Below are 16,092 nucleotides of genomic sequence, written 5' to 3'. Positions count from 1 at the left end.
CATGGAAAAAATAGCTGAACTTAAACGCGCCAAGCTGCTGGCGCTGTCGCTGCTGCTGATTGCCGCCGCGGCGTTTATCACCACCCTGTTCCTGCCGCAAACCTTCTGGGTGCGCGGCGTAAAGGCCATTGCCGAGGCGGCAATGGTCGGCGCACTGGCGGACTGGTTTGCCGTCGTCGCGCTGTTTCGCCGGGTGCCCATTCCGTTTATCTCACGCCATACGGCGATCATTCCGCGCAACAAAGACCGCATTGGCGACAATCTGGGTCAGTTCGTGCAGGAAAAGTTTCTCGATACCCAGTCGCTGGTGGCATTGATCCGCCGCTATGAACCGGCACAGATGATTGGCACCTGGTTCAGCCAGCCCGACAACGCCCGGCGCGTCGGGCTGCATCTGATTCAGGTAATGAGCGGTTTTCTTGAACTGACCGACGACGGACGCATTCAGCGGCTGCTCAAACGAGCGGTGCACAAGGCCATCGACAAGGTCGACTTCACCGAAACCAGCGCGGTGATGCTGGAGAGCATGACCCGGAACAATCGCCATCAGGTGCTGCTGGACGCCATCATCAACCGCCTGATCGCGCTTATCCAGCGTGACAGCACGCGGGACTTTATCGCCGACCAGATTGTGCACTGGCTGAAGACCGAGCATCCGCGCAAGGCCATGGTGCTGCCTACCGAGTGGCTCGGCGATCAGAGTGCGGAGATGGTGTCGAATGCGGTGAATACGCTGCTGGATGATATCAGCCACGACCGCACGCACCAGATCCGCCAGGCGTTTGACCGCGCCACGCTGAAGTTTATCGACAACCTGAAAAACGATCCGGAAATGGCCGCCAAAGCCGATAACATCAAGCACTACCTGAAGAACGACGAGGCGTTTAACCGTTATCTGGGCGAGATGTGGGCCGACCTGCGTCAGTGGCTGAAAGCGGATATGCAAAGCGAGGACTCGCGCGTCAGGCAGCGCATCGCCAACGCCGGACTGTGGTTTGGTGAAACGCTGTCGAACGATGCCAGCCTGCAGGCATCGCTGAACGAGCATCTGGAGCAGGCGGCGCACCGCGTAGCACCGGATTTTGCCGCGTTCCTCACGCGGCATATCAGCGACACGGTCAAGAGCTGGGATGCCAAAGATATGTCGCGCCAGATTGAGCTTAACATCGGCAAAGACCTGCAGTTCATCCGTGTGAACGGCACGCTGGTGGGCGGGACCATTGGCCTGATCCTGTTTTTACTCTCGCAATTGCCTGCCGTGCTCGCGCATTAATTCGCCTCAGGCGGCGCGATCACATAGCGCGTAGGGGCAAAGCGATTGAGGATCAAATGCACCAGAAAGACCATTGTCAGGGTCGCCACCAGCGCAAAGGTCACCGAGGTAATGCGATAGAGATCGCTGAACACCAGGTCGCTGTCCGGGTGCATGTTCTGCCCGAACATAATGCCGATGGTGGTGATGCTGGAAAACCCGACCCCGGCGCCAACCTTCTCCATCACGTGCAGCCGCGCGCCAAATGCCAGCCCAAGGCCGATAAGCGGCATCATCAGCAGCATATGGCTGCTGTGATCGTAAAGGATAAGCTGGACGACCAGAATGTAGAGGCAGCCCAGCACCACGCCGACCACGCGCCAGAGGGAACTCATCACGGCGCCGCGATAGTGCATGGGAAACAGAATCAATACCCCGGCCATCAGCGCGGAAAGTGAGTCGCTCAGGTCGCTTATCTGGAAGATGACGAAAATCAGGGTGGCAACGGTCCCGGAAAGCAGCGACTCGTGGCGCACACGGGCGTCATCTTTTTCAATCAGCGGCGGCGGCTTGCGCGGCTCCACGTCCGGCAGCAGGTAATTCATCAGCGCGCTCAGGCACACCGCCATAACGCTCGCTTCGATATTGGAAAACAGCAACGTATGCCAGTCGGTGGTGGGATAGCTCATAAAGTTGAGCATCACGCTCTGGCAGACCACGCCCATCGAACCAAACAGAAACAGCGGTCCCTTACTCATAAAGCGAAAACGCATGACGTACAGGGCGAACACGACTAACGTCATGATCACCGGCCATTGCGACAGATAGCCGATGATAATGACCATTTCAACGCAGTTAAGCGAGGCGCTAAAGATAAATTGCTTCGCCACGTGGCGGTTAAAGACCGGTACCAGCGACAGCAGCATGATGGGGTAGACCACGAAAAACACGCCGTAGTGAGTGTTGTAAAAACTCGAAATGCTCAGCGCAATCATGCCGGCAAAGACGATGCGCAGGGTCTGGCGAAAGTCGTTTGCCGTATAGACGATGTTGCCGTGCGGGGTAAACACCCGCGCCAGAGTGTTAATAGACATAGTGCAGCAGGCTCACCAGGTGGATCTGCATCCCGGAGAAGAAGCGCGCAAACGGCCCTTCGCTGTTATAGAGCTGCACGGTGGCACGCGCACCGGTCGGAAGCTGCTTCGGCAGCGCCTCGTCCAGCGCCACGTGGATTCGCATACGCTGGGCATCACGAACCCACCGGTTGGAGGTTTCTGGCTCGGACAGCTCGCCGTTCACCGCTTCCTGTCCGGCGAGGATCCCCGCATCGCTGCTGGTCACATGCGCACGGAAGACGTGTCCCGGGAAGGCGTCAAACACCACGGCGGCATCGGTTCCCTGATGGGTATGGCGCAGGCTCTTCTCGCGGAAGTCGGCCACGATATCGGCCTGATTATTCACCAGCGCCAGCGCGGCCGAGCCGGAGGAGGCGTAATAGCCGGGGCTGAGCTGCAGGTTACTGACCGTGCCGTCCGCCTGGGCGTAAACCTTCGTCCAGCCAAGATTCAGTTCCGCTTCATCCAGCGCGTTGCGGTATTTCTGCAGGGTGACGTTGCGGTGTTCTTCCCGCTCACCGCGCTGAATGCGCAGGTTACGGATGTTCGCCTGCAGCGAACTGACGGACTGCTCGCTGCTCTGCCAGGTGGTCCGGACTTTATCCAGATCCGCCTGCGACACGTTCTGCAGCGTGCTGAGTTTCTGATAACGATCGTAGGTCACCTTGTCGTTACGCGCGGTCAGCACGGCGGTTTTCAGGCTGGCCTGTGCGGCTGCGATCTGCGCATCCAGCTGTTCGTTAGAAAGACGTGCCTGCTCCAGCGCGATTTGCGCTGCTTCCACTTTATTGCGAAACGGCGTGTCATCCAGCTCAAACAGCAGGTCGCCTCGCTTCACCTGGCTGTTGTTGTGTACATGGACAGCCGCCACGTAGCCGGAAACGCGCGGAGAAACCGGTGTCACCACGCGCATGACGGTGGAGTCCGGCGTCAGCGGGATCCAGATGTCCGCGACGACAAAGTAGACAAACATCAGCAGGAAAGAGGCAATACTTACCCTTACCCAGCGGGCAAACTTTTGTTCAGGAGTCATTATTTTTCGGTCTTGTTATCTTCTTCGCGGATTTTCCGCAAATTGCAGGCGATTTGATTCAATGTGGCGCTGAAAATATCGAGATGCTCCGGCGCGATGTTTTGCGATACGCGCGCCTGAAATGTCTCGATCACCCGGGAGAGCGTCCTGAGTACGGCGTTCCCCGCCGGCGTCAGCGTGAGTAGCCGGATACGCTTGTCATAAGGCGATACAGTGCGTAACAGGTAACCCTGTTTTTCCAGCTGTGTCAGCGTGCGCATCAGCGGCGGCAGTTCAATACCCTGCACCTCCGCCAGTTCACTCACCGAGACGTTATCCCCAAGCTGTTGAAGCTGCATCATCACCGTCCAGCTCGACTGGGTTAACCCGGTCTCGAGAATGGCGTCGTCAATCACGGCGCGCCACTGACGCACGATCATGGCCATCCGCATCCCCATCGGTCTGCGGCTAAACAGTTCTTCTTCACGCATGGGATATCCTCTCGTAACACGCGGTCAAGATAATAGTTACCAGGGTAAGTATCAAGAAACGAGAGACAAAAGAGCAGGAATTGCGAAAGACGAATGCCCTCTCCCGGTGGGAAAGGGCATCAAACCGCGGAGAATTTAGCGGCTAAAACGTTTTTTAATGGCAACGTTTCCCGACGCGGTGACCACCACGTCCCGATATCCCGTCACCCGCTGGATCCAGCCGTTGCTGTCCAGGTACGCGAGGAGCGCCGCGCCCGCCTCGCCCCCAAGGTGAAACCGCCGCTCGCTCCAGTCAAGACAGGCACAGCAGGCCTTACGGCGCGGATTGGCGCTTAATGAAATACCGAGCGTCAGGAACTGTTCGCGTCCATACACGGTCAGGGCTGATCCGTCCGTCTCCAGCCAGCCCTGCGCCTGCATAAAATCGTAGATTTGAACGGCCACCGTCCCTGCCAGATGGTCGTAACAGGTGCGGGCTTCACGCAGGGCTTTCGGGGCGGAGGTTTCCGGCGGGGTGATACGGCTCCACGACAGCCCCATCATCTGCTCGACCAGTTCCGCCACGTCGTGTCCTGCCAGGCGGTAATAGCGATGCCGCCCCTGTGACAGGCAGGTAATCAGCTTGCCGTCCAGCAGACGGGTCAGGTGCCCGCTGGCAGTGGAGGGGGCGACATCCGCCGCCGCGCTCAACTCGGTGGCGGTCCATGCCCGGCCATCCATCAGCGCACAGAGCATTTTCACACGCGACGGATCCGCCATGGCGGCGGCCACTGCCGCCATGGCCTGCTCCAGCAGCGCGCTGTTGTCAGGGGGTAAACGGGTCTTAAGCATGGACTGCCCATGGTCTGGTGATCTCTGCCGCCAGCTTATCATTATCCGTCAGCAGAATGAGGTGATTCGCATGGTCGCTGTACTGGGTCAGTACAGACACACCGTGAGCCGCTAACGCCGCGGCAATCTCGCCCAGCTCACCGGGGCGCGCCTGCTGCAGTTTTCTGATCAGCGGTTTACGGACTGATCGGACGTTAAACCCGCCCTCAAGCAGCACGCGATGGGCTTTTTCGCCCTCTTCCACCAGGAAATGGGCTTCGGTACCAAACACGCCGCCGCCCTCCAGCCCCACACCATTACACCCCAGCAGCTGGCCAAATCGCGCCAGTTCCCCTGGCGTAGCGTCGAAAATCACATGAACGTCATACATCCGCATGCCCTCCGGTTTCTGAGGCGTATTCCCGCACCACCTGCGCCACCCGAATGCGGTAGTAGGTAAAGATGGCCTCCCGCCCCTCCCTCTGCGCCGCCTGATGAAAGACGTTCTGCTTCCAGCGGCGGACCGCTTCTTCATCCCGCCACCAGGAGAGGGAGAGAATTTTGCCGTCGGTGGTCAGGCTCTGAAAACGCTCGATATCAATAAACCCGTCGATATCCGCCAGCAGGGGCTTGAGTTCGGCTGCGAGCTGCAGGTAACGCGCCTGGTGGGCAGGCGCGGCCTGGGCTTCGAAAAGGACTGCAATCATGGTTGTCTCTCCGTTGTGAGGGTGCGAAGAGCATGCAGGAAAGAAAATGCGGATGCTTCGGTGAAGGGCGAAGTATTGTCGCCCTCTTCCCGGGAGGGCGACAAACGGTTATCCCAGAATCGACTTCGGCTCCATAAACGCGCGGATCCCCCATTCGCCCATCTCACGCCCCACGCCGGAGTGCCTGAACCCGCCAAACGGCGCTTTAGGCTCATGGGCCAGCGTGTTCACCAGCACGCGGCCCGCGACAATCTGCTGCGCCACGCGACGCGCACGTTCGACATCCCTGCCCAGCACCATCGCACTCAGGCCATACTCGGTGTCGTTGGCAATAGCGACGGCTTCGGCCTCGTCCTGATAAGGGATCACACACAGTACCGGGCCGAAGATCTCTTCCCGGGCAATCGCCATCTGATTTGTGACATCAGTAAACAGCGTCGGGCGCACAAACCAGCCGTCCTGCGTGCCTTCCGGACGCCCTTCGCCCCCCACCAGCAGGTTTGCCCCCTCGTCGAGACCTTTACGAATATAGCCCTGCACCCGCAGCCACTGTTTTTCACTGACCATCGGGCCAATTTCTGTCGCATTATCGCGCGGATCGCCGGATTTCACGGCCGCGACGGCCTGCGCCAGCGCAGTTTCGATTTCCGCCTTACGCGACTGCGGTACCAGAATGCGCGTTCCGGCCACGCACGCCTGCCCGCTGTTCATAAACCCGGCCTGCACCACCAGCGGGATAGCCTGCGCCAAATCGACATCATCAAGCAGGATCGTCGGCGATTTACCGCCTAACTCCAGCGTCACCCGCTTAACACTCTGCGCCGCGTTGCGCAGTATCGCTTTGCCGGTAACGGTCGAACCGGTAAACGAAATTTTCGCCACGTCCGGATGGCGGCTGATGGTCTCACCGACCGTATCACCCCGTCCGGTGACAATGTTAAACACGCCCGGCGGTAACCCGGCATCGCGCAGCGCCTCGGTGACAATGCGGGTTTGCAGCGCGCTCATCTCGCTCGGTTTAATCACCGCCGTGCAGCCCGCCGCGAGCGCAGCCGCCAGTTTGCCGCAGATAAACCCCGCGTCGCTGTTCCACGGGGTAATAAGCCCGGCGACACCAAGCGGCGTCATCTGCACCGTTGCCGCCCCCGCCGTGGTCACAAACTCAAAGGCTTCCAGCGCTTCGATGGCCTGGGCAATGACATCTGCCGGGTAGCGGGCCATCCACGCCGAGCGCGAGGCTGGCGCGCCGTACTCTTCAATCACCGCGTCCAGCAGCGCGTCATGACGGGCGGCCACGGCGGCATGCATGCGTTTCAGCGCGGCAATACGTTCCTGTCGGGGGGTTTGCGACCATGCCGGAAATGCCGCTTTCGCGGCCGCGATGGCATGCTCAGCGTCTACCTCATCGGCCAGGCGAACCTGGCCAATCACCCGCGCCGTCGCCGGATTGTATAAATCAAAACGTTCGGTGCCGTGCGGGGTAACAAATTCGCCGTTGATAAAGATCTGTTCGATGTTGTGCATATAAACCTCCTCAGGCTGTATGGACACAGTCTGGCACGGCTTCTCCGTTGCGATAATCCACGCTATGCTGCAAGGGTTGTTTCGATTTTCAGGATAATCTATGCATCGTTCGGGTCTGACAGAGCTGGAAGTGGTTATGGCGGTGGTGCGGCGCGGCAGTTTTCGCGGTGCGGCACAGGAGCTGGGCATGTCCGCCACGGCGGTAAGTAACGCTATCGCCGGGCTGGAGAGCCGCCTGGAGACGCGCCTGTTTAACCGCACGACCCGCAGCGTGGCGCTTACCGACGCCGGGCAGCGCTACGTGGCCCGTATCGGCCCGGCACTGCAGGCGATACGCCAGGCCAGCGAAGAGATCCACAGTGATACCGGCGAACCTGCCGGCACCCTGCGCTTAAACGTACCGAACCATATCGGTGCGCTCTTTCTGGATCAATTGCTGATCGACTTTATGATCCGCTACCCGAAAATGCGCGTCGAGACGCTAAGCGAAGCACGGATGATCGACATCGTCGCAGAAGGTTACGACGCCGGGATCCGTCTTGAAGAATCCGTGCCACAGGACATGATCGCCGTGCCGCTGACCGGTGAAATCCGCCAGCTTGTCACCGCCACGCCGGATTACTTTGCCCGCCACGGCACGCCGCACACGCCGGAGGATCTGCTCTTACATCAGGGGATCGGTATGCGCATGGCGCACGGTGGGATCTACCGCTGGGAGCTGGCGCGTCGCGGGGAACAGTACGCCCTGGCGGTACCGCCGCGCTTTGCCACGTCCGATCTCTTCGCCTCGATCCGGGCCGTGAAGGCGGGATTAGGGATAGGGTTTTTACCGGAACTGTATATCCGGGAAGAGCTTGAAAGCGGGGAACTGGTGAGCGTGTTAAACGACTGGACGCAGCCGTTTGCCGGGCTGCGTTTGTACTATCCGGGGCATCGCCACGTCCCGCCAGGGTTACGGGCGCTGGTGGCGATGATCCGTGAGCGCGGGGTTATTCGAGGTTAGCTTTGTTCAGCCCGTAAGCCGCGTCCAGCGAGCCCGGCGCCATGCGGGACGTGATCCCCAGACGGTTCCAGGCGTTGATCGCCACAATGGCAAAGTTCAGCTCTGAAATCTCCACGTCCGAGAAGTGCTCCGCCACGCTGCGGTAGAGCGCATCGCTCACGCCATGCACGCTAATTTGCGTCAGCGCTTCAGCGAAGGCCAGCGCCGCTTTCTCACGGGCGCTGAACAGCGGGGACTCGCGCCATGCCGCGAGATGGTACAGACGCAGCTCGCGCTCTCCGGCGATTTTGGCCTCTTTCGAATGCATATCCAGGCAGAAGGTACAGCCGTTCAGCTGTGAGACACGAATGTCAATCAGGTGCTTCAGCGCCGGGTCGAGGGAGGTTTTCGCCACTTCCATGCTCAGGTTGGACAGCGCGTTGGCGAGGGCAGGTGTGATCTTATGGTGGTTTACGCGAGTGCTCATTGTCTTTCCTCTTTTTTGTGCGGCATATGTCATGCGATGAGGACAATGTACGCGGATAATGACATAGTAAAAAGACACAAAAATCGTCAAACGAGGTAGGACATGAAACCGGGCTATCACGCTATTTATACCCGCTATCGCGACAACATCACGCGTGGCGTGCTAAAGCCTGGCGACAAAGTCCCCGCCATTCGCGTGCTGGCGGAAGAGCTGAAGGTGGCGCGCAAAACCGTTGAAACCGCTTACGCCATCCTGACGGGCGAAGGGTATCTGGTAAGCCAGGGGGCACGCGGCACGCGGGTCAATCCGGACCTGTTACTGCCTGCACAGCACGCCCCTGCGGAGCAGACCACCGGCACGCTTCCGGCCTCGCTGATCGGCCAGCGCGAACGGGCAGGCTTTCTGCGCCCCGGCATTCCCTCCCTCGACAGCTTTCCCTATAAAAAATGGCTGCTGCTTTCAGGCCAGGCGACGCGCGCCATGCGCCAGGAAGAGATGCTAAATCCGCCCGTGCTGGGCTGGTATCCGCTGCGCCAGGCGATTGCCAGCTACCTTAATATTTCACGCGGACTCGCCTGCACTGCCGAGCAGGTGCTGATCACCAGCGGCTACAGCGGTAGCCTGCGCCTGATCCTCGATACGCTGGCCAGCCGCAGCGACAAGGTGGTGTTTGAAGATCCGGGCTACTTTATGGGCCAGCAGTTGCTCAAGCGGATCGTGCCGCGCCTGCACACCGTGCCGGTCGATCGCGCCGGGATCGATACGGAATACCTGCTGCGCCACCATCGCGATGCCCGCTTCGCCATCGTCACCCCGTCGCACCAGAGCCCGCTGGCGGTCACCCTTTCTCTGCCGCGTAAACAACAGCTTCTCGACTGGGCGAGTCAGAACGAGGCCTGGATTATTGAGGATGACTACGACGGGGAATTTCACTACACCCGCAAGGTGCTGCCGTCGCTAAAAAGCCTCGACCGGCACGACCGGGTCATTTTTATGGGTACCTTCAGCAAAACCATTATGCCGTCGCTGCGCATGGGCTACGTGGTGATGCCCGCCAGCACCCTCGGGGCCTTTACCGACTGCGCGGACATCGTCACCAGCGGCCAGCCGGTGCTGACGCAAAAGATCCTCACCGCCTTTCTCAACGAAGGCCATTTTTTTCGACATCTTAAGAAGATGCGGGCCCTGTATCAGACCCGGCGGGAGTGGATGATTAAGGCTTTACAGGAGGTGTATGGCGACCTGTTTTTCACCGAGCAAAACGACGGTGGGATGCACATCGTGGCATTCCTTTCGAAGGGGAGTTGTGACCGGGAAATCGCGCACTGCTGGCAAGCGCAGCAGCTGCAGGTTAACGCGCTCTCGGAGTGGTATCGCGGCTCCGGCAAGCGTTACGGACTGGTGATGGGCTATAACAACGTGCGCACGTATCAGGAGGCGGTGGCACTACTTGAAAGGCCAAAACAAGAAACGCTGGAATTACTACTCTGAAATCAGATAGCTATCCACGCCATAAAAGAACGTGATAAAGATACAATCTTGAGCCTTTTTTATATTTCTAAGGAAAAGAAAATGAAAGCCATTCTGGGATTTGACTACTTATTAACGCCACGCGTGCTGGTCTTCTTCTACTGGATCGTCATGCTGGTGATTTTGATTGCCGGCGTGTATTCCATGTTTACCGACCATCTGATCACCGGATTTATCGGGATGATTTTCAGCCTGATCGGCTGTCGCGTGACGTTCGAACTGATCATGGTCGCGTTTAAGAATAACGAATATCTGCGCCGCATCGCTGAAAACACCGCGGTGAAATCAGTCGAATAATCTCTCCGTTGCGCCGGGTAGGGGTTTCTCCTTACCCGGCCAGCGCCGACCCTGCCCGCTTACACATCATAGCGCGACAACCCGACATCCTTGAGCTGCTCGTCACTCATCTTGCTCAGGATGCGACGGGTGCGGTGAATACGGTACCAATTGCGTAGCGTTTTGCCGATCCAGACAAAAACAATAAACGGACGTTTTGAACGGTTCTCGTAAAATTCCATGATGCTCTCCTCACTGTGCCAGTAGCGTTATCATCGTGGAATTCAGGGCGTACAATACAGATTCAAAAACATCTTTTGTTTAACATACAGATCCGCTAAAAGTGTATCTGCATGCCGTTTTTTGCGGCAATCTGTACTGGTTTTACAATCTGTATGGTGAAAACAAAGGATACAGCATGACGCGCTACCAACATCTCGCCAACCTTCTGGCGGAACGCATTCAACAAGGGCTGTATCGCAGCGGTGAACGTCTGCCGTCGGTGCGCGCGCTGAGCCAGGAGCATGGCGTTAGCATCAGCACCATACAGCAGGCCTACCAGATCCTCGAAAATCTGCAGCTGATCACGCCTCAGCCACGCTCCGGCTATTTTGTCTCGCAACGTAAGGCCATGCCGCCCGTACCGGCAATGACGCGTCCGGTGCAGCGTCCGGTAGACGTCACCCAGTGGGATGAAGTGATGATGCTGCTGGATGCCCGTGCCGACAAAGAGATGATCTCCTTTGGCGGCGGCTCGCCGGACGTCAATCAACCGAGCCTGAAACCGCTATGGCGTGAAATGAGCCGCATCGCGCAGCACAACCCGGGCGAGATGCTGAGCTATGACGTGCTCGACGGTCGGCTCGAGCTGCGCGAGCAGATCGCACGGCTGATGCTGGACGGCGGCTCTACCGTGGCCGCGAATGAGATTGTCATCACCAATGGCTGCCACGGCGCGCTGTCGATTGCCCTGCTCTCGATATGCAAACCGGGCGATATTGTGGCCGTGGAATCCCCGTCGTTTCACGGCACCATGCAGATGCTGCGCGGGTTCAACATCAAAGCCATCGAAATTCCCACCGATCCCGAAACCGGGATCAGCATTGAAGCGTTAGAGCTGGCGCTGGAGCAGTGGCCCATTAAAGCGGTGATCCTGGTGCCCAACTGCAATAACCCGCTGGGTTTTATCATGCCGGAAGCGCGGAAGAAGCAGGTGCTGGCTCTCGCCCAGCGGCACGATATCGTGATCGTGGAGGATGATATTTACGGCGAGCTGGCGGCGGAATACCCGCGCCCGCGCACCATTCACTCCATGGACATTGATGGCCGCGTACTCCTGTGCAGCTCGTTTACCAAGACCGTGGCACCGGGCCTGCGCGTCGGCTGGATTGTGCCGGGGCGCTATTACGACCGGGTGATGCACATGAAATACGCTGCAGGCGGCTTTAACGTGCCGGGAACGCAGATGGCGGTGGCGGCGTTTATTCGCGACGGCCATTATCATCGTCACGTTCGCCGTATGCGCCAGATTTATCAGCAGAATATGGAAACCTATACCTGCTGGGTGCGGCAGTATTTCCCGGCGGAGATCTGCGTGACGCGCCCGCAGGGCAGTTTTTTACTGTGGGTGGAGTTACCGGAAAACGTCGACATGGTGTGCGTCAGCAAGCAGCTGTGCCGGCTGAAGATCCAGGCGGCAGCCGGGTCGCTGTTCTCTGCGTCCGGCAAGTACCGCAACTGCCTGCGGATCAACGTTGCGTTACCGCCAACGGAGAAGCATCGCGAGGCGCTGAAGAAGATGGGTGAGGCAATTGTGATTGCGATGGAGGAGTAGTGCGGCCTGATGCCCTCCTCCACCAGGCCGGGCAAGGCGTCACCGCCGCCCGGCACTGTCACCGACTCAAAACGTCCATGAAACGCTGCCAACGATACTGCGTTCCGCGCCGAAATAGCAGTAGGAGAGCGAGTTACACGCCGCCACATAGCGTTTATCGGTCAGATTATTGACGTTCAGCTGCGCGCTCATACCCGTGAGCCCCACCTTCGACAGGTCATACCCCACCACCATATCCACCAGCGTATACGACGGCAGCGTATGGGTGTTCTGGCGATCGCTGGTAATGCCGTTGACGTAACGAACGCCGGAGCCGACGGTCAGGCCGTCCAGCGGGCCCGTTTTCACGTCGTAGCTGAGCCAGGCACTGGCCATATTCCGCGGCGCATAGACGGCGCGCTTGCCCTCCTCTTCCGGGCTGCTCTTCTTGTAACGAATGTCGGTATAGGTGTACGCCGCCTGCATGCGCAGGCTGTCGGTCAGTTGACCCACCGCTTCCAGCTCAACGCCCTCGGACTCGATTTCACCGATGGAACGGTACGGATCGGTCGGCTCCTCTTTGGTGGCGATATTCTTCTGGTTGATGCGGAACACCGAGGCGCTGAACTGGCTGTTCATCCCCTCGGGTTCATACTTCACGCCCGCTTCCCACTGCTTGCCTTTCATCGGGTCCAGAATGTTGCCCTGCTCATCGGCGAAGCTGGTCGGTGTAAAGGCCGTGGAGTAGCTGACGTACGGCGCGACACCGTTATCAAACAGATACAGCAACGCCGCGCGGCTGCTGACGTTGTTCTTATCCAGGTCGCTGCGGGTATGGTTAACGTTATCAACGTTCGACACGCTTACCTGGTCATAACGCCCGCCCAGCGTCAGGCGCCAGCGGTCAATGGACATCTGATCCTGCAGGTAGTACCCGGTCTGGCGCAGCTTATGTTTTTCCTTGCTGTACTGGGTGATGTAATCCGGTTTCGCACCGTAAACCGGGTGGAACGCGTCGATGGGCGGGAAACCGCCGTAGTAGCCGGTCACGTTATTGGTACGGTCCTGATAATCCAGGCCGATCAGCACGCGGTGGTTAACTGCTCCGGTATCGAAACTGCCGTCGACCTGGTTATCCAGCGTGATGGCATTCATCTTCTCGTCAGAACCGGAATAGCCGCGGTTGAGTTCGGTATCGTTCAGCCAGCCCGCGGCATATACCTGATTCAGCGCCACTTTGGTGTGCAGATAGCGCAGCTTCTGGCGCACCGTCCAGCCGCTGTCGAACATGTGCTCAATGTTGTAGCCCACCATGTTTTCCCGACGATCGTACTTGTCGTAGTCATCCTCACCTTCAAAGAAGGTGTTGGTGATTTTCTTACCGTTATGCGGCACCACGGTGCCGTCATAAGGCAGGCCGGAGTGGCTCCCCCCTTCCGGATCGCGGTGCAGATAGGCCATCAGATCCAGACGCGTGTTATCAGTGATGCGCCAGGTCAGGCTCGGCATCAGCGCGTAGCGCGCTTCCTTCAGCGGATCAAACTGGGAATCGGCATAGCGGGTCATCCCGCTGAGGCGCACCGCCACGCGGTCGTTATCATCGACCGGACCGGTAACGTCGAACATCGCCCCGCGCTGGTTATTGTTCCCGGCAAATAGCTTAATCTCCCCGCCCGGATCGAACGAGGGCTTGCGGGAGGTCAGCGCCACGATACCGCCCGGCGATGAACGGCCGTACAGCACGGAGGCCGGGCCACGCACCACCTCGATATTGTCGAGGAACCAGGGATCCACCACCAGCGAGCTGTGAGAGTTGGTGTCTCCCATCATCTTCAGGCCGTCGAGGTAGACGTTATCCAGACTGCCGTCGGAGAAACCGCGCAGCACCATGTAGTCGAAGCGGTTTGACGCGCCAATCTGGTTGCTGTAAACCCCCGGCGTGTAACTCACTGCCTGGCGCACGCTGGTCGCGCCCTGCTCTTCAAACTGCTCGCGGGTAACGATAGAGACCGACTGCGGAGTCTCTATATCCGGCGTTTCAAGCTTGGTGGCAGCAGATTGCATCTGCGACGTGACCACAACGGTGTCCGTTTTTTGGGCATCCTGCGCCAGTAAAGGAAAAGCGACGCTACCGGTAACCCATCCCACCAGCAGTGCCAGACGTGACTTAGCAAACATAACCCTCTCCAAAGGTATTTCTTATTGTTAATAAGAATTATTACCTTTTTGAGAGGGCAAACAGCTATGCGCGCCGCCAGGATACGTATGCGCGGTGCTAAACCGCACGGGTTGCGTTCGCGCGAAGAGAGAAAGTAGGTTAGCGGCGTTTGCGCACGTCGCCCGGTGCAATACCGTAATGGCGACGAAACGCGGTAGCGAAATTGGTGGCGTGCTGATAGCCACACATCCACGCCGCCTGCTGCACGCTATAGCCTTCAAGCAGATAGCGACGCGCCAGCGCGAGCCGACACTCGCGCAGGTAATCGAAAAGGGTGCAGCCGTAGCGTTGACGAAATTTGCTGCGCAGGCTGCTCGGGCTCATGGCGGCGAGGGCGGCCAGCTGCGCAAGAGTATGATCCTGCTCCGGAGACTGTTCCAGCCTGCTGCGCACGCGTTCAAGACGCGCATGCTCTGGCCGGCACGGGAAGGATTGCTGGCGCTGCGCCAAACCCTGGCCCAGAAGCTGATACATCAGCCCTTCCAGCAACAGCTGACGGGATAACGCGCTTAGACCCTGCTGCTGAGCATGCTGGATCCCCGCAAGGACAAACTCAGGAACGTGCCAGACCAGAGTGGGCGCATTCAGGCTTTGCCATTCCTGGAGCAGCGACTCAAGCAGGGTCTCGCGCCTGGCATCGTGTGGGAATAGACCAAACGAGAGCGTTTTCAGCGTGCTGTCGGCATCGTGACGCGCGCACATTATCTGCTCTTCACTCAGGCGGGAGCTGAAGGCCATGCCGGATCGTACGACATATTCAACGCCATTAAGCACGATCGTGACGCCCCCTTCCAGCACCACCAGCATATAAAGTGGGCTGCTATGGCGAGAGGTGGTTTCGTAAGGTTGTAAAACGCGAACGTTGGAGTGGGTCAGTGAAATGCCGGATGAAAGCGTCATCTCTTCCACATTCCCCTGCAGCACGGCGCGGTTGTTGACCTGCGCATCTTTTAACTGCGGGAACCGGTAGTCGATGCCGTAGCGCTCACCGAATATCTGAAAATCCTCAACAAAAAACAGGCGTTTCGCTGATCTATTTTCACGCTGGAGCATATGACGGTGCCTGCATCGGGGAAAGGGCAAACGAAACAGTACCATTCATTGGTGGTGGCAGCAATCACTGGACATAAAACGTATTATGCTCCGGCCTGAGCCGGAGCGAAGAAATATATTTCAGTTAAAGAGATATATTTATGCTTGCTGCCACTCAGCAAAAACCTCTTTATGGTTTTTGGTCAGGACAACTTTATTATCATCCACTTTGTCCACCCAACCGAGCGGTATAAAGTGGTGCTTCCCACCGGATTCCAGATCGCTTTTCGCAAGCTTGATGCGCTCACCATCCAGATGGTCCACAACACCGACGTGTGTTCCGCAGCTGGCGACAACCTGAGCGTGATCCATAATTGCGTTTTTATCTACCATAATAATTCTCCCGTTTTGGTTATTTGGCCGTTGCACGGAATTAACTGTAGCGCATAAATTTGGCTTACGGGCGCTTATTAGCATTTTGAAACATCATTGACACAACAGGATATTATGGCTACCGCGAGGCATAGCGAAGCATAATGAAAAAATAAGAATAAGATGAATTATTCTCGCAGTTTATTTTTTATTTCATAATTACATTATCGCAACCAGCGAGGAGGCATTAATGACGATTCGTAATATTCGTAATAATCGTACAGAAATTTCACTGGCTCTTGGTGAAGCGGTTTTAGACATTGTGCAAAAAGGCCACGAGCTGTCACGTGAAAATCTGGCACAGGCGATGAAAACAAAAGCAGAGAAGGAGCGCGACGATGAGCGGCTCCTGAATTACTGGAAAGCCTGTAATATGCTGGTCTGAACGAGGCGGCGTTTAGCCTGGCTAAA

Annotated in this window: 18 protein-coding genes; 6 read left to right on the top strand and 12 right to left on the bottom strand. The window is 57.9% G+C overall.

Going from position 1 to position 16,092, the window contains the following annotated elements; genetic code table 11:
- Position 1: 1 nt before the first annotated feature.
- Positions 2 to 1,273, top strand: coding sequence for a DUF445 domain-containing protein (locus tag AAIR21_RS17990; protein ID WP_014168469.1), 1,272 nt, complete (start codon positions 2 to 4; stop codon positions 1,271 to 1,273).
- Here AAIR21_RS17990 and AAIR21_RS17985 read toward each other — a convergent pair.
- The 7 genes from AAIR21_RS17985 to AAIR21_RS17955 form a co-directional block, all read right to left on the bottom strand.
- Entirely contained in the window at positions 1,270 to 2,346 is a 1,077-nt protein-coding gene (locus AAIR21_RS17985) for a DUF2955 domain-containing protein (protein WP_014168468.1), read from the bottom strand. The genes AAIR21_RS17990 and AAIR21_RS17985 overlap by 4 nt on opposite strands.
- Positions 2,336 to 3,403, bottom strand: coding sequence for an HlyD family secretion protein (locus AAIR21_RS17980; protein WP_086533213.1), 1,068 nt, complete (start codon positions 3,401 to 3,403; stop codon positions 2,336 to 2,338). The genes AAIR21_RS17985 and AAIR21_RS17980 overlap by 11 nt, the downstream gene beginning before the upstream one ends.
- Complete coding sequence (locus AAIR21_RS17975) at positions 3,400 to 3,870, bottom strand: MarR family winged helix-turn-helix transcriptional regulator (RefSeq protein WP_121339948.1); 471 nt, start codon at positions 3,868 to 3,870, stop codon at positions 3,400 to 3,402. Before AAIR21_RS17975 ends, AAIR21_RS17980 begins: the two co-directional genes overlap by 4 nt.
- A 135-nt stretch (positions 3,871 to 4,005) precedes the next feature.
- Positions 4,006 to 4,701 carry an ArsR/SmtB family transcription factor gene (locus AAIR21_RS17970; protein WP_183516789.1) on the bottom strand — a complete coding sequence of 232 codons (696 nt, stop codon included), beginning with the start codon at positions 4,699 to 4,701 and terminating at the stop codon, positions 4,006 to 4,008.
- Complete coding sequence (locus AAIR21_RS17965) at positions 4,694 to 5,071, bottom strand: amino acid-binding protein (RefSeq protein WP_106503696.1); 378 nt, start codon at positions 5,069 to 5,071, stop codon at positions 4,694 to 4,696. The genes AAIR21_RS17970 and AAIR21_RS17965 overlap by 8 nt, the downstream gene beginning before the upstream one ends.
- Positions 5,064 to 5,387: an antibiotic biosynthesis monooxygenase family protein gene (locus tag AAIR21_RS17960; RefSeq protein WP_014168463.1), complete on the bottom strand. Its 324-nt coding sequence runs from the start codon at positions 5,385 to 5,387 to the stop codon at positions 5,064 to 5,066. The genes AAIR21_RS17965 and AAIR21_RS17960 overlap by 8 nt, the downstream gene beginning before the upstream one ends.
- A gap of 108 nt (positions 5,388 to 5,495) precedes the next feature.
- Complete coding sequence (locus AAIR21_RS17955; RefSeq protein WP_183516790.1) at positions 5,496 to 6,911, bottom strand: aldehyde dehydrogenase family protein; 1,416 nt, start codon at positions 6,909 to 6,911, stop codon at positions 5,496 to 5,498.
- Positions 6,912 to 7,011: 100 nt separating this feature from the next.
- On the opposite strand from AAIR21_RS17955, the gene AAIR21_RS17950 reads away from it, so the two are divergent.
- Positions 7,012 to 7,914, top strand: a complete 903-nt coding sequence (locus tag AAIR21_RS17950) for a LysR family transcriptional regulator (protein WP_068795246.1) — start codon at positions 7,012 to 7,014, stop codon at positions 7,912 to 7,914.
- Here AAIR21_RS17950 and AAIR21_RS17945 read toward each other — a convergent pair.
- Positions 7,901 to 8,380: a carboxymuconolactone decarboxylase family protein gene (locus AAIR21_RS17945; protein WP_032679560.1), complete on the bottom strand. Its 480-nt coding sequence runs from the start codon at positions 8,378 to 8,380 to the stop codon at positions 7,901 to 7,903. The two genes, AAIR21_RS17950 and AAIR21_RS17945, sit on opposite strands and share 14 nt — an antisense overlap.
- Positions 8,381 to 8,482: 102 nt before the next feature.
- Between AAIR21_RS17945 and AAIR21_RS17940 the strand changes: the two genes are divergently transcribed.
- Both AAIR21_RS17940 and AAIR21_RS17935 read left to right on the top strand, forming a co-directional pair.
- A complete protein-coding gene (locus AAIR21_RS17940; protein ID WP_014168459.1) occupies positions 8,483 to 9,871 on the top strand; it encodes a PLP-dependent aminotransferase family protein in 1,389 nt (462 codons plus the stop codon).
- Between the two features lie 81 nt (positions 9,872 to 9,952).
- Entirely contained in the window at positions 9,953 to 10,207 is a 255-nt protein-coding gene (locus AAIR21_RS17935; protein ID WP_020885330.1) for a DUF4282 domain-containing protein, read from the top strand.
- A gap of 59 nt (positions 10,208 to 10,266) precedes the next feature.
- Here the strand turns inward: AAIR21_RS17935 and AAIR21_RS17930 are convergent, their stop codons facing one another.
- Positions 10,267 to 10,428, bottom strand: coding sequence for a DUF1127 domain-containing protein (locus AAIR21_RS17930; RefSeq protein ID WP_014168457.1), 162 nt, complete (start codon positions 10,426 to 10,428; stop codon positions 10,267 to 10,269).
- 176 nt (positions 10,429 to 10,604) lie between these two features.
- Here AAIR21_RS17930 and AAIR21_RS17925 point away from each other — a divergent pair, with 176 nt between their 5' ends.
- Entirely contained in the window at positions 10,605 to 12,020 is a 1,416-nt protein-coding gene (locus AAIR21_RS17925; protein ID WP_014168456.1) for a PLP-dependent aminotransferase family protein, read from the top strand.
- Between the two features lie 66 nt (positions 12,021 to 12,086).
- On the opposite strand, the gene foxA is transcribed toward AAIR21_RS17925, so the two are convergent.
- The 3 genes from foxA to AAIR21_RS17910 form a co-directional block, all read right to left on the bottom strand.
- Positions 12,087 to 14,195, bottom strand: coding sequence for a ferrioxamine B receptor FoxA (gene foxA / locus AAIR21_RS17920; RefSeq protein WP_183516826.1), 2,109 nt, complete (start codon positions 14,193 to 14,195; stop codon positions 12,087 to 12,089).
- A gap of 121 nt (positions 14,196 to 14,316) precedes the next feature.
- Complete coding sequence (locus AAIR21_RS17915) at positions 14,317 to 15,270, bottom strand: AraC family transcriptional regulator (protein ID WP_073397106.1); 954 nt, start codon at positions 15,268 to 15,270, stop codon at positions 14,317 to 14,319.
- Positions 15,271 to 15,408: 138 nt separating this feature from the next.
- Positions 15,409 to 15,642 carry a DUF2171 domain-containing protein gene (locus AAIR21_RS17910; protein ID WP_183516791.1) on the bottom strand — a complete coding sequence of 78 codons (234 nt, stop codon included), beginning with the start codon at positions 15,640 to 15,642 and terminating at the stop codon, positions 15,409 to 15,411.
- A gap of 229 nt (positions 15,643 to 15,871) precedes the next feature.
- Here AAIR21_RS17910 and AAIR21_RS17905 point away from each other — a divergent pair, with 229 nt between their 5' ends.
- On the top strand, positions 15,872 to 16,066 hold the full coding sequence (locus AAIR21_RS17905) for a DUF2767 family protein (RefSeq protein ID WP_020885335.1): 195 nt from the start codon (positions 15,872 to 15,874) through the stop codon (positions 16,064 to 16,066).
- The last annotated feature ends 26 nt before the right edge of the window (positions 16,067 to 16,092 follow it).

The organism is Enterobacter sp. PTB, from assembly GCF_051130085.1.
GTDB lineage: Bacteria > Pseudomonadota > Gammaproteobacteria > Enterobacterales > Enterobacteriaceae > Enterobacter > Enterobacter ludwigii.
This window is presented reverse-complemented; position numbering and strand designations above follow the sequence as displayed.

Coding starts and splice junctions, on each gene's coding strand:
- AAIR21_RS17935 (WP_020885330.1), top strand. CDS start 9,953: ATGAAAGCCATTCTGGGATTTGACTACTTATTAACGCCACGCGTGCTG.
- AAIR21_RS17975 (WP_121339948.1), bottom strand. CDS start 3,870: ATGCGTGAAGAAGAACTGTTTAGCCGCAGACCGATGGGGATGCGGATG.
- AAIR21_RS17905 (WP_020885335.1), top strand. CDS start 15,872: ATGACGATTCGTAATATTCGTAATAATCGTACAGAAATTTCACTGGCT.
- AAIR21_RS17985 (WP_014168468.1), bottom strand. CDS start 2,346: ATGTCTATTAACACTCTGGCGCGGGTGTTTACCCCGCACGGCAACATC.
- AAIR21_RS17925 (WP_014168456.1), top strand. CDS start 10,605: ATGACGCGCTACCAACATCTCGCCAACCTTCTGGCGGAACGCATTCAA.
- AAIR21_RS17990 (WP_014168469.1), top strand. CDS start 2: ATGGAAAAAATAGCTGAACTTAAACGCGCCAAGCTGCTGGCGCTGTCG.
- AAIR21_RS17950 (WP_068795246.1), top strand. CDS start 7,012: ATGCATCGTTCGGGTCTGACAGAGCTGGAAGTGGTTATGGCGGTGGTG.
- AAIR21_RS17910 (WP_183516791.1), bottom strand. CDS start 15,642: ATGGTAGATAAAAACGCAATTATGGATCACGCTCAGGTTGTCGCCAGC.
- AAIR21_RS17940 (WP_014168459.1), top strand. CDS start 8,483: ATGAAACCGGGCTATCACGCTATTTATACCCGCTATCGCGACAACATC.
- AAIR21_RS17945 (WP_032679560.1), bottom strand. CDS start 8,380: ATGAGCACTCGCGTAAACCACCATAAGATCACACCTGCCCTCGCCAAC.
- AAIR21_RS17930 (WP_014168457.1), bottom strand. CDS start 10,428: ATGGAATTTTACGAGAACCGTTCAAAACGTCCGTTTATTGTTTTTGTC.
- AAIR21_RS17960 (WP_014168463.1), bottom strand. CDS start 5,387: ATGATTGCAGTCCTTTTCGAAGCCCAGGCCGCGCCTGCCCACCAGGCG.
- AAIR21_RS17915 (WP_073397106.1), bottom strand. CDS start 15,270: ATGCTCCAGCGTGAAAATAGATCAGCGAAACGCCTGTTTTTTGTTGAG.
- AAIR21_RS17965 (WP_106503696.1), bottom strand. CDS start 5,071: ATGTATGACGTTCATGTGATTTTCGACGCTACGCCAGGGGAACTGGCG.
- AAIR21_RS17955 (WP_183516790.1), bottom strand. CDS start 6,911: ATGCACAACATCGAACAGATCTTTATCAACGGCGAATTTGTTACCCCG.
- AAIR21_RS17970 (WP_183516789.1), bottom strand. CDS start 4,701: ATGCTTAAGACCCGTTTACCCCCTGACAACAGCGCGCTGCTGGAGCAG.